The organism is Paenibacillus montanisoli (assembly GCF_003268025.1).
Taxonomy (GTDB): Bacteria; Bacillota; Bacilli; order Paenibacillales; family Paenibacillaceae; genus Paenibacillus_Z; species Paenibacillus_Z montanisoli.
Window position 1 is genome coordinate 89,143 of record NZ_QLUW01000005.1, and the last position, 11,796, is coordinate 100,938.

The window sequence follows — 11,796 nt, forward strand, 5'->3', positions numbered from 1 at the left end:
GCCTGCCTGCACGCAGCCCAATGAGACTTATTCCGGATCCTTCAGCGCGAACATAATTTCGCACTCCGCGACAACCTTGTCCCCAACCTTGGCTACCGCTTGTCCTTTGCCGATCATGCCCTTAAGGCGCGTAATTTCCACTTCCAGCCTTAGCGTATCTCCCGGAACGACTTGTCCGCGGAACCGGCAGTTGTCGATACCGGCGAAGAAGCCGATTTTGCCGCGGTTCTCCTCGACTTTAAGGATGGCCACGCAGCCTACTTGAGCCAGAGCCTCAACAATAAGCACACCCGGCATTACCGGGTATTGCGGGAAATGACCCGTAAAGAACGGCTCATTCATCGATACGTTCTTGATCCCGACGGCGCGTTTGCCTTCTTCCACCTCAAGAATGCGGTCAACGAGCAGAAACGGCGGGCGGTGCGGAATGATTTCTTGAATTTGTCTAATATCCAGCATGAAACGATCTCCCTTCAAGGCGGTTGTAATAAATTGCTTGGACTTGTGCCAAAATAAGGCCATCCATCACGAAACTGCAGTCGTGGGGTTAAGATAAGGGAGATTGAAGGCTGCAACGCCGTTCACGCGGCCTTTTGCGAGTTCAATCTCCTTTTTAATCTTCTCATACATGCGGTAAGTCTTTATCCTGCTTCTTGCCGGCAGGCTGGACGGACGCCGCTCCTTCGGTCTGCTCCTCATCATCCTTGTTCAGCGCGACGAACAGGAAGATATAGATGAAGGAAGTGATGAAGGAGAACACGATAACGCCCCACAAATACGTCCTGGCAAAAGGCAGTTCGAAAAAAATGAACATGATCGCCAGGTAGTACAAGATCGTCGTTAATTTCCCCATCCAGTTTGCTGGTACCGTCTTCTTCCCCCGGAAATGAAAGAAAGCCGATCCGATGATCATCCCTGCGTCGCGGATAAATATAGCCGCGCCCGCGCTCCAAGGAATATGTCCGGTTAAGAGCAGCGACAAAATGACGGTAATCATCATTGTCTTGTCCGCAAGCGGATCCAGCATCGCCCCTACCGAGGTCACCTGTCCATACTTCCGGGCCAAATAACCGTCCAGTATATCTGTCAGTCCGGCTATGACCACGACTAAAAATGCCCACTTCATATGATTCGAAGAGTCCGATGCAAAAACGGCAACGTAAACGGGTATTAAGGCAAAGCGAAGCATCGTGAGCAAATTAGGCAAATTCAAACGTTTACGCCCCCTTACCTTCTAACGGAAAGATGCTTCTGAAGATTCTTTCCCATTATAACTCTACGCTGGAAAAAATAAAACCAGTGCAAGTGCCGCGAAATCCAGCCATTCTTCTCTCTGAGCCGCCGTGCCCGGGCAACTAAATATGGAAAAAGATGTGTTATGCCTTCAAATTTCAGTCTCGATAGCCGTTAATTATAGAAGATACGGAAAAATCGAGTCTTTGGAGGTTTTAAACCACATGCGCACGAACAAACACGCGGCATCTAAACGGTACGGTACCTGGCTGTCCGTCATGCTCGCCATCGTCCTTAGCTTCTCGTCCTTTGCGGGACTTGCCTACGCGGAAGAGGTTGTAACAGGCATTACATTCGACAATGCGCCTTCGCCAGCCGTGCTATATGTTGATGACGATACGATTTCCCTGCAAGTAAATGCATCGATTCCGGGCGCGACTTCCGTCAAAGACGTTACGAATGACGCCGTGTGGAGCTCATCCAATACGGCCGTCGCGAAAGCGTCCGCAGGCGTGCTGGTCGGCCTGACCAGCGGCACGGCAATCGTAAGCGCCTCGTACAAAGGCTTCAAAATCACGCTCCCTGTCTCCGTACACTATCTATATGACAGCGTCAAACTGACGGAGAATGGAAATCTCGCGGCAACGGCGGCAGACGTCCATCTCGGCGATACGATCGCCTATGAGCTGATGGCGGCAAAGAGCGGCAAAGCCGACGAGAACGTCACCGATTCCGCACTATGGACGAGCTCCAGCACCTCGGTTGCAACCGTGGACGCCGGGGAAATCAAGCTGCTTGCGGCCGGCGAAACAACGATCACGGCCAAATATAAAGGCAGATCCGATTCCATAAAGCTATCTGTTACCTCGCCTTACAAGTCATTATCGATCTCCCCGGAGGAGCTGCTGGAGTTCAACGTCGGCGACAGCGCCGCAGCATTGTCGGCTTCGGCCGCGGATGAAGACGATACGCTATCCGACGTTACCGATCTTGCGGAATGGACAACCGGCAATTCCGCTGTCGTTACCGTCTCCAAAGGCGTCGTCACTCCGGTTGGAAGCGGTACGACGACGATTTCCGTTTCCTGCCTGGGCGTTAAGAGCCGCATCGACGTTGTTGTCCGCCCGGCCTTCGAAGCCATGCGCATCACGCCGAAAGAAGATCAGCATGTCACGCTGCAAGATGAACCGATCCAATTCAGCGTCGTTGTTAGGAAAGGCGACGAAGCGCCGGAGACCGTCACCTCCAAGGCGACATGGACATCCTCGAACTTCTATGCGGCCACCGTAAGCAAGGACGGAGTCGTCATGCCGAAAGGGGTGGGCACGACCTTTATTAAAGCCAGCTACTTGGGCGTTTCGCAGCAAGTATCCGTAACGGTTTATCCTACGGTCGGCAGCCTGAAGGCAGCCAAAGCTTCCGTAGACGCGTTCTTGGACGAAGCCATCGCGCTTCCTAAGGTGACTGCGGAGTCGATCGCCGAAGAAACCATCGATGTCTCGAGTCTTGTGAGCTGGACAAGCAGCAATAAAGATATCGTGGACAAGGTGGATGGCACATGGACCGCAAAGAAGCTCGGCACAGCCGTTCTAACCGGAACCGTTCAATCCAAATCGGTCAGCGTTACCGTAGAAGTGCACGAGAGGCCGATTTTACTGACGCCCGATCAAGCCAATGCTTCCGTCATCATCGGCAAGGAAATCAAGCTGCCGGTCATTACCGTCATGTATGAAAGCGGCGAAGAGGAAAATGTCACGGACAAAGTGACCTGGAAGAGCTCGTCTGCCAACCTGCTCGTGAAAACGCCGAATATGAGAGGCTTGCAGGCGTCGAACGTCACATTGACCGCCACCTACCTGGGCAAATCAACGACAGTCCGCGTCGCGATCGAAGAGGAAATTAAGAAACTGTTCGTAGAGACGGAGACCCTTACCTTGAATCCTTCCCGGACCAAGAGCCTGAAAGTGACGGGCATATACAAGAGCGGTAAATCCGTATCCCTCACGACCAAGATGAACTGGGAAGTCAATCCGGAAACGCTCGCTTCCATTAAGAACGGCTCCATAAAGGCACTTAAGGAAGGCTCAGGCAAGCTGACAGGCACGTATCAAGGCAAATCCGTCGAGGTTGCCCTTACGGTCGTCGCTAAAGTGAAGAAGCTCAGTGCGTCGACCAAATCCGTTACGCTTGCAGCCGAGGGCAAAGAAACCGTTAACGTAACGGCGGAGTACGAAGGCGGCCGCGTAACCGATGTAACGAAGACCGCTGCTTGGACGGTCGGCAATCGAAAAGTGGCAACCGTCCAGAACGGCATCGTCACCGCGGCAGCTAAAGGAAGCACAATCATAAAAGCCGTGCTCGACGGCAAGTCCGTCAGCATCCGGGTCGTCGTAAAATAACCTCTCTTCTCATCAAAAAAGCACCTCGTTCGACGCAATCACCGCGAGCGGCGACGATAGTCGAAGAGGTGCTTTTTGGATAAGGGACGAAAAAGAGCGGGTCCAGGATTGCCCCTCCTGTGACCGCCATGTGAAAGTATAAATTAATCCGCAAATACAAGATCGTACATATGCTTCCAAGTCGCAAGGTCAAATACTTCTTCTCCCGGGCGATGGCCAAGGACCGCATACCCAGCATACATGCCGCCGAGCAGAGCAAGGACGCACAGGATCGGAACGATGCTCTTTCGCAGCGTCCACAGAAGGGCCCGAAGTGCCGGATGGCGCTTTTTGCGCACCGACGCCTTCCCTTTAACAACACCGGACTCGCGTTCCGGCTGGTTATTGCCGCCTTGACGCTGCTTCTTGCTTGCCGGCGGTGAGCTCAGCAGATTAGGCCGCTCCGCTTGCGCGACGCTTTCCATGCCGGCCGCCGTTTCTTTTTTTGCATCCATACGCATTCACTCATTTCTTACGCGCGCAGATTGTTCGCAAGGCCCAGCATCGTATCGCTGGAGGACAATGCCCTTGCGCTGAGCTGATAAGCCCGCTGCACGCTGATCAATTCGGTCATCTCGTCGGACATGACAACATTAGATTGCTCCAAAAAGCCCTGTTTGATATCGATATTCGTTTCCGCGCTCGCGGTCACCTGGTGAAGTACATCACCGACCGCAAAACCGTCCGCAATCGCGAACAAATTGTCCGCAACCTGCGACAGCAGCGAAGGTTTGTCCACCTGCACCAGCTTCAGCCGTCCCATCGGGACAAGCTCGCCGGAAGGGAGCGTGCCGATGATGCTGCCGCTCGCATCAATGCGGACTTCCTTCATTTCCGCGGGAATCTCGATCGGGTTGCCGTCGACAGATGAGATCGGGTAACCCTCTTTAGTCGTCAATATATGAACGCCGTCACGCGTGAACGAGGTCTGAAACGACCCGCCGCGCGTATAACCGAGATCGCCTTGGTCGTTAACGGTTACTTCAAACAGCGCATTACCTTCGATCGCGACGTCAAGAGGCTGGTCCGTTTGCTGAATCGGTCCTTGGGAGAAATCCGGCTGAATCATGGTCAACCGCGAGCCCCAGCCTTGGTTGAAGCCAAGCGGCGTAAGCCGTCCCGGCTGATTAAACACCTCCGGCTGCTTCTTCAGCGTTGTCAGCAGGTCCTCGAATGTCCCGGTCTTGCGCTTATAGCCGACCGTATTCACGTTGGCGATATTGTCCGCCAATAGGTCCAGCTTCTGCTGCAGCCCGCTCATGGACACCATCGCGTTAATCATCGAACCGTTCAATTCTGCAACCTCCTCTGCCGTGCGTCCTCACGCATCGCTCATGCTGCTATGCGGGCGGTTATACCCGTCCGATCTCATTCACCGCTTTATCCAAACTTTTATCATAAAATTGTATAACCTTCTGGTTCGCTTCATAAGCACGCGCCGCCGACATCAAGTCGACCATCGACTGAGCCGAATCGACGTTGGAGCGCTCGACGTACCCTTGCTTCAGCTCTACGCGGTCATTCGCGCCGATCGGACGGATCCCGGCCGCATCGTCGCCGACCCTGAACTTACCATCTCCTTCGCGGATGAGCATGTTCGGATTCTCGACCCGCGTAATAAGCAATTGACCGGCGCTGGCGCCCGTCATCGGATCAACGAGCTGATTGCCGCTCGTCAAGACCAATTGATTGAACGTCATGCCGTCAGGCAAGCGGAACGGCTGCTCGTCGGCGCCGAGTACGCGGGATCCGTCGGGCAGCGTCAGGTAGCCCTCATCGTCAAGCTTGAATTGGCCGTCCCGCGTATAACGGGTTTCGCCGTTTGTATTCTGAACCGTAAAGAATGCCTGCGGCTGAAACACGTAGCTCCCGTCCGCCGACATCGCTTTGCCGGATGCGTCGAAATTCATGCCGGGCACCTCGATGTCCGATACGATGGCGAAATCGCTGAACCGATTCGTCTGCATCAAGTCGCCCTGCAGGTTGATCTGAATGCTTTCTTCCGCGAACACCCCGGTATTGAGCTTGCCGACCGCGCGGCCGCCTCCTTCTTCAACGCCGGAGAGCCGAAGCAGCATATCCGGGAAGGAGTGCGTAACGGCGCTCTTCTGTTTATAACCGGGTGTATTCAAGTTTGAAATATTATTGGTTACCGTATCATGCCGGTGCTGCTGCGAAATCATCCCCGATGCAGCGGTATACAGACCTCTTAGCATGAAGCTACCTCCTGAACGCTGTAACGTTGCCGGATCGGCTCTTTCGTTCCCATCCATATGGCCGAACCATCTAATCTCTACCGTATATATCGGACAACTCGTCCTCTCGATGTATAGAAGGCCGCATGACTTAAGAACTATTCTGCAGGCGATGCCCCTCGGCACGCCCCCCTAAGGCGTCCTACCCGGACATCCTGCAGCTGCCGCTTCGCAGCTTATGCTTGGCGCTTGGTTTTCTCTCTGCGAGGAGAGCGGTCCAAATGGTCGAGCAGCAGGCCTGTCCCTTTCACGACGCAATGCATCGGGTCTTCAGCGATCAATACAGGTACTTTCAGTTCCTCGGCCAGAAGCGCGTCAAGGCCGCTAAGAAGCGCGCCGCCCCCCGTCAGGATGACGCCGCGGTCAATAATATCGGCCGACAATTCCGGCGGTGTCCGCTCCAGCACGGACTTGGCCGCCGATACAATGGACGACACCGGTTCCCAAAGCGCTTCGCGCACTTCTTCCGAATATATCGTCACCGTAAGCGGCAAGCCCGTAACCATATCCCGTCCGCGAATGTCGATCTCGTCTTTGAAGCCATTGTCATAGACCGAGCCGATTTTGATCTTGATATCCTCGCTAGTCCGTTCGCCGATCATCAGCTTGTACTTATTCTTGATATACTTCATGATCGCTTCATCGAACTTGTCCCCTGCGATCTTAATCGAAGAGGCGGTCACAACGTCGCCCATGGAAAGCACGGCTACGTCCGTTGTGCCGCCGCCAATATCGACAACCATGTTGCCGCTAGGCTGATAAATGTCCATGCCCGCGCCAATCGCGGCCGCCTTCGGCTCCTCTTCGAGGAAGACGTCCTTTGCGCCGCTGCGCTCGGCAGCTTCGCGGATCGCCTTCTGCTCCACCGACGTAATGTTCGTCGGGGCGCAAATTAAGATGCGAGGGCGGCTGTACCAAGAACGGCCGCCGACGCGATCGATAAAGGCCTTCAGCATGATTTCCGTAATTTCGAAATCGGCGATAACGCCGTCTCTCAGCGGTCTGATGGCGATAATGTTACCAGGAGTCCGTCCGACCATCCGATGCGCTTCTTCACCTACCGCAAGCACGCGCTTCGTCTCGCTTTCAATCGCGACGACAGAAGGCTCATCCAGTACAACGCCCCTCCCTCTTACGTGAATGGAGACATTCGCTGTCCCTAAATCGATCCCAATATCCTTGCTAAACATAAGTACTAAATCCTCCACGGCGAATAAGAATTCGATGCAATGATCATCTTGTTTAGTATTCGCTGAAATGATCGAAATTCCTCTATTTTTGTAGAAAAAATCGCTTACGTTTTTGCAGCTGCGAGAACCTCGCGCTTACGCCCGGAGCTCTTCTTATACTTGATTTTGGTCGCTTCTCCTCCCCTCAGGTGCCGGATCGACTTGTGGTACTCTAGGATATGCTTCACCTGGTCCGCCAAATCGGGATTTATTTCCGGCAAACGCTCGGTCAAATCCTTGTGCACCGTGCTCTTGGAGACGCCAAATTCTTTAGCGATCGTCCGCACCGTGTGCTTCGTCTCGACGATGCAACGGCCGATTTTTATGGTCCGTTCTTTGATGTAATCGTGCACGCTCCCGCCTCCCTACTCGAGATAGTTTGGTACATTATATGAGGGGTACGGGTATATATTCTTTGTGTCCAAGCGTGACAAGCCTAAGAAGCGCAATTATTTTCAGAAACGGGTGCTTTTCCGCTTTCCGGGGCATCCAAACCGCCTAATCGGAGCAAAAAAAAGAAGGCAGGGACTTCCCTGCCTTCAAAAGTACTGCTTGTGAAATTAGTTCTCTGTAGCGCTTGCGCTAGTGATCAGCGTATTCGGATTGATCGGCTTGCCGTCCTTGCGCACTTCGAAGTGCAGGTGGACGCCCAGCTCTTTCTCCAGCTCGCTGCGGCCGGCTTTTGCGATGATCGCGCCTTGCTTGACTTCGTCGCCGACTTTAACCTGTACGTCGGTCAAGCTGTGGTACACCGTTACGATGCCGTCCGCGTGCTTGATTTCGACAATGTTGCCGTTCAGCGGGTGCTTCTCGGCTACCACGACGCGGCCGCTGAGCGCTGCCGATACGTCAAATGCGGTGTCGTTCTTCGCGAAGTCGATCCCCATGTTCGTTACAAATGTGTTGCCCGATTGAATCAGAGCAGCCTGACGTTCTTCGCCGGAAGCTTTCGCGTCATAGAACGGCGCTACGATATCCAGCTGGCTGCGGTCTACCGGCCACTGCATCAGTTCGGATTCCGATACCTGAACTGCAGCGTCATCAGCCGGCACTTGATCTTCCGTCATTTCATCCGTCGTTCCTTGTGTAACTTCTACGTCGGTGCTGGCTGGTTTGTCGCTAGTTTCTCCAGCTCCCCCATAGAGCCACATTAAGGTTACGATAATTGCTGCCGCGGCTAGGAATGCTGACGGTGCTGCCCATTTCTTAGAAAGCAGCTTTCTCCATGCAGACGGTTTGACGGCAGTGCCTCCCACTACATTTTTGGGAGCTTCTTCATTGAACTTTGATTTATCACTCATTGTTCGATCACCTCACTAGCCATTGTTGCCACAACCTAGCAGTTTATACGTGAGGGTTTAACATTTTTTGAGATTGTTAGAGAACGAGAGTCGCGGCCGCTGCGCTAGTCTAGCAGGCCTGCCGCTTTCTCTAGCTTCGTCCCGGTATAATAGTGTGCGAGAATCTGGTCCGCCGTTTGGCCCTTCATCGCCATGCCGTTAGCGCCCCATTGGCTCATGCCTACGCCATGGCCGTAGCCGAACGTCGTTATGCGGATCTCGTCATCTAAGATCGTCCAGTGGAATTGCGAAGAGGCAAGACCCAGTTTCTCCCGGATTTCTCTGCCGCTGAACTTGTCCCTTCCGATCAAAACCGTCTTGATGCGCTTGCCTTCCGTCGTATCCAGGATGCGCATTTGGCTGACCGCGCTCTTCTTCACGCCAAGCTTGGCGCTGAATGCCTTGAGCGACATGGTGACCGTTTCCTTATATTTCGGAGAGATTGTCTTGTCCCAGGGGCTCGCTACGCTGCGCAAATAGGGAAGGTCCATATCCCAATAATCCGAAGCGTTCTCCGTATAGCCATTGCTTGTAGAGAAGAAAGACGCCTGGATCGGCTCCCCGTCATATGTGACAATCTGTCCTTTCGTCTGCTCCACGGCTTCGTTCAGCTTCGCCAAATTCGCTTCCTTATCCGTTCCGCTCCAGCGCGACAGCAGCTGGCTAAGCGAGACATACACCTGGTTCATGACGGTATCGTTCACATCGGCCTGCTTCGCCTCGTCGCCCAGCCCGCTGCGGTCTTGCTGCAGCAGCCGCTTATAAATATAGGTGCGTGCGGCAATCGCCTGCGCCTTCAGCGCCTCAAGCTCGAAATCGATCGGCATTTCGCCGGCCAGCACGCCGCGCACATACAGCTCAATCGGCATTTTCTCGATCCGTTTCTCCTCGGTGAGGTATACATTGACCCACATGCGGTCATACGCGCTTAGCGCCTTAGCAGACTTCGCTTCCTCCTGCCCGGCCGCGGCTTGTCCGGAAGCAGGCTTGTCCTGCACCGGCTTCTTCTGCGCGATAGCCGGCTCTGCGCTCTCCTGCACGCCCTCTTCCCCGGCTGTCGCCGTCATTGCCGCTTCCTGCGTCTGGCCCGATTCCTTCCCTTCGCCACGCTCGTTAAGGTAGACGACTCCTCGAACCAGCATGACCAGCAGCAGCCCCCACATAAAATAGAACAACCATCCGCTCGCCGAGGGCCGCCCTCGCCTCGAACTGCCTGTCCGCCATCTCACTCGATCCATCCGCCGCTCCTTCCTCTTACGCCATTCTCCTATCTCTTAATTCTTGCTTGCTACAGTCTATGAACCTGACAAGTAGGATAGTACCGAAAGGAAGAATGGACGGAAAAAAGCAAAAAAGCCTTGCTCTCCTCAGAGGGAACAAGGCTTTATCAACAGTTATGTGTAAGGTGTTACGCCCAGGTCGGCTGAACCTTCAGACGAGGCGTTTCTTTCTCGCGCTTCGCCGGCTCGGCCGATGCCATTGCCGCAACGGCAACGGGCTCCGCTTCTTCCAGTGCAGCTGCAACGCCTTCGAGCACTTTCGCATAGACCGGCTCTGCCGGTGCCGGATCGACGCGGCGAATGTCGGCGCCTAGCGCCGCAAGCTTGCCGGTGATGTCGACATAACCGCGGTCCACATGGTGAAGGCCCGTCACTTCGGTTTCACCGTCCGCGCACAGCCCCGCGCAGATTAGCGCAGCGCCCGCGCGAAGATCGGTTGCGGTTACTTTCGCTCCCGTCAACGCCGTGCTGCCGCTGACGATGGCCATGCGGCCGTCGATCTTAATATGCGCGCTCATTTTCTGAAATTCCTCGACATGCATGAAACGGTTCTCAAAAATCGTTTCCGTCACGATGCTGGTGCCTTCGGCAACCATGAGAAGCGCCATCATTTGCGACTGCATATCCGTCGGGAATCCAGGGTATGGTAAAGTCTTGACGTCAACGGACTTCAATTTCTTCGGTGCCACGACGCGCAAGCCGTTCTCTGTTTCGGTGATCACTACGCCCATTTCTTCAAGCTTGGAGATGACCGGCGCCAAATGCTCGCCGATTGCGCCTTCGATATGAACGTCGCCGGCAGTCATCGCAGCCGCGATCATGAACGTGCCCGCTTCAACGCGGTCGGGAATGACCGAGTGCTTAGCGCCCTTCAGCTCTTCAACGCCTTCAATGCGGATAATGCCCGTTCCGGCGCCGCGAACCTTCGCCCCCATCGCGTTCAGGTAGTTGGCGAGGTCGACGATCTCCGGCTCCTTCGCCGCATTCTCGATCGTCGTCGTGCCTTCGGCGAGCACGGCCGCCATCATGATGTTCTCAGTTGCGCCTACGCTGGCAACGTCGAGGTAAATCTTAGCCCCCTTCAGCTTGCCTTCTTTGCGCGCTTCAATGAAGCCTTGGCCAAGGACGATCTCGACGCCCATCGCCTCGAAGCCCTTCAAATGCTGATCAATCGCACGCGTGCCGATCGCACAGCCGCCAGGGAGGGAAATTCTCGCACGGCCGAGCCTTGCTAAAAGCGGTCCCATTACGAGGAAGGATGCGCGCATCTTGCGCACCCATTCATAAGGCGCTTCGAATGAGGTTAATTGCTCAGCGTTAATCCGCATCGTTTCATTGTCATATGTCAGCTTTCCGCCTAATGCGGCAAGCACTTGTTGTATGGTCATTACATCGTCTAGATTAGGCACGTCATGAATGACGCTCTCGCCTTCCTTAGCAAGTAACGTGGCAGCGAGAATCGGCAATACGGCATTCTTTGCTCCGCTTACACGAACATTTCCGGATAGTCGCTGGCCGCCGCGGACGATTATTTTGCTCATCTCAAGTTTCCCTCCGCGTGCAGTAGATTCATTTACCTTTTTGCACAATTAATGGTACGGACCCCCGTACCCAACCTACATCTTACCATCAGCTTACAACAATCGACAAGCGTTATTTTCTGCCTGTCGAAATTCGTTATGAAATGCCAAGTTCTATACTATTCGAAGCCGATTTCGGGTTTTGTACCGTCATGTATTACCCATTGTTGACATCTTTCCCCCTAGTTATTCGACAATTCCCCTGAGCAGCCCGGACCAGTTCCAGTAAGACAACACGAAGTCCGCAAAGCCATGTCCCAGCACGATCGCGAGCATAATTTGCAGCAGTCTTGCCTGCCCGCTCCGCGGCCTCTTCAGAATGGACGTTAACTTCAGCTCCTGCAAGGCAATCCATGCCAGCGCAATGCTGAACAGCTCGATTAGGATGGAAAGAAGCGCATGTACGCCGGCATTCGCGGCAAATTGATCCATGTGATTGAC

General features: G+C 54.3%; 12 protein-coding genes. 1 reads left to right on the forward strand and 11 read right to left on the reverse strand.

Going from position 1 to position 11,796, the window contains the following annotated elements:
* Positions 1-27: 27 nt before the first annotated feature.
* A complete protein-coding gene (gene fabZ / locus DL346_RS23055; RefSeq protein ID WP_112884750.1) occupies positions 28-459 on the reverse strand; it encodes a 3-hydroxyacyl-ACP dehydratase FabZ in 432 nt (143 codons plus the stop codon).
* A gap of 163 nt (positions 460-622) precedes the next feature.
* The gene (locus DL346_RS23060) at positions 623-1,213 is read right to left on the reverse strand and encodes a CDP-alcohol phosphatidyltransferase family protein (protein WP_112884751.1); all 591 of its coding nucleotides are present in this window, start codon (positions 1,211-1,213) and stop codon (positions 623-625) included.
* Between the two features lie 244 nt (positions 1,214-1,457).
* On the opposite strand from DL346_RS23060, the gene DL346_RS23065 reads away from it, so the two are divergent.
* On the forward strand, positions 1,458-3,632 hold the full coding sequence (locus tag DL346_RS23065) for a hypothetical protein (protein ID WP_112884752.1): 2,175 nt from the start codon (positions 1,458-1,460) through the stop codon (positions 3,630-3,632).
* 143 nt (positions 3,633-3,775) lie between these two features.
* Here the strand turns inward: DL346_RS23065 and DL346_RS23070 are convergent, their stop codons facing one another.
* From DL346_RS23070 to DL346_RS23110, 9 genes are all read right to left on the reverse strand, one after another.
* Positions 3,776-4,126, reverse strand: coding sequence for a DNA-directed RNA polymerase subunit beta (locus DL346_RS23070; protein WP_240633377.1), 351 nt, complete (start codon positions 4,124-4,126; stop codon positions 3,776-3,778).
* Positions 4,127-4,143: 17 nt separating this feature from the next.
* Positions 4,144-4,965: a flagellar hook-basal body protein gene (locus tag DL346_RS23075; protein ID WP_112884753.1), complete on the reverse strand. Its 822-nt coding sequence runs from the start codon at positions 4,963-4,965 to the stop codon at positions 4,144-4,146.
* A gap of 58 nt (positions 4,966-5,023) precedes the next feature.
* Entirely contained in the window at positions 5,024-5,887 is an 864-nt protein-coding gene (locus tag DL346_RS23080; RefSeq protein ID WP_112884754.1) for a flagellar hook-basal body protein, read from the reverse strand.
* Positions 5,888-6,102: 215 nt separating this feature from the next.
* The gene (gene mreB / locus DL346_RS23085) at positions 6,103-7,116 is read right to left on the reverse strand and encodes a rod shape-determining protein (RefSeq protein WP_112884755.1); all 1,014 of its coding nucleotides are present in this window, start codon (positions 7,114-7,116) and stop codon (positions 6,103-6,105) included.
* 104 nt (positions 7,117-7,220) lie between these two features.
* On the reverse strand, positions 7,221-7,508 hold the full coding sequence (gene spoIIID, locus DL346_RS23090; RefSeq protein ID WP_112884756.1) for a sporulation transcriptional regulator SpoIIID: 288 nt from the start codon (positions 7,506-7,508) through the stop codon (positions 7,221-7,223).
* Positions 7,509-7,715: 207 nt separating this feature from the next.
* Entirely contained in the window at positions 7,716-8,456 is a 741-nt protein-coding gene (locus DL346_RS23095) for a M23 family metallopeptidase (protein ID WP_112884757.1), read from the reverse strand.
* Positions 8,457-8,560: 104 nt separating this feature from the next.
* Positions 8,561-9,733: a stage II sporulation protein D gene (gene spoIID / locus DL346_RS23100; protein WP_240633378.1), complete on the reverse strand. Its 1,173-nt coding sequence runs from the start codon at positions 9,731-9,733 to the stop codon at positions 8,561-8,563.
* A 170-nt stretch (positions 9,734-9,903) separates the two neighbouring features.
* Positions 9,904-11,316 (reverse strand): UDP-N-acetylglucosamine 1-carboxyvinyltransferase, encoded by a 1,413-nt coding sequence (murA, locus tag DL346_RS23105; RefSeq protein ID WP_112884759.1) that lies wholly within the window; start codon positions 11,314-11,316, stop codon positions 9,904-9,906.
* Between the two features lie 225 nt (positions 11,317-11,541).
* Positions 11,542-11,787, reverse strand: coding sequence for a DUF1146 domain-containing protein (locus tag DL346_RS23110; protein ID WP_112884760.1), 246 nt, complete (start codon positions 11,785-11,787; stop codon positions 11,542-11,544).
* Positions 11,788-11,796: the final 9 nt, after the last annotated feature.

Excerpts from the sequence above, each read along its gene's own strand:
- fabZ (WP_112884750.1), bottom strand. The coding sequence starts at position 459 with ATGCTGGATATTAGACAAATTCAAGAAATCATTCCGCACCGCCCGCCG.
- DL346_RS23065 (WP_112884752.1), top strand. The coding sequence starts at position 1,458 with ATGCGCACGAACAAACACGCGGCATCTAAACGGTACGGTACCTGGCTG.
- DL346_RS23070 (WP_240633377.1), bottom strand. The coding sequence starts at position 4,126 with ATGGATGCAAAAAAAGAAACGGCGGCCGGCATGGAAAGCGTCGCGCAA.
- DL346_RS23080 (WP_112884754.1), bottom strand. The coding sequence starts at position 5,887 with ATGCTAAGAGGTCTGTATACCGCTGCATCGGGGATGATTTCGCAGCAG.
- mreB (WP_112884755.1), bottom strand. The coding sequence starts at position 7,116 with ATGTTTAGCAAGGATATTGGGATCGATTTAGGGACAGCGAATGTCTCC.
- DL346_RS23095 (WP_112884757.1), bottom strand. The coding sequence starts at position 8,456 with ATGAGTGATAAATCAAAGTTCAATGAAGAAGCTCCCAAAAATGTAGTG.
- spoIID (WP_240633378.1), bottom strand. The coding sequence starts at position 9,733 with ATGGATCGAGTGAGATGGCGGACAGGCAGTTCGAGGCGAGGGCGGCCC.
- murA (WP_112884759.1), bottom strand. The coding sequence starts at position 11,316 with ATGAGCAAAATAATCGTCCGCGGCGGCCAGCGACTATCCGGAAATGTT.
- DL346_RS23110 (WP_112884760.1), bottom strand. The coding sequence starts at position 11,787 with ATGGATCAATTTGCCGCGAATGCCGGCGTACATGCGCTTCTTTCCATC.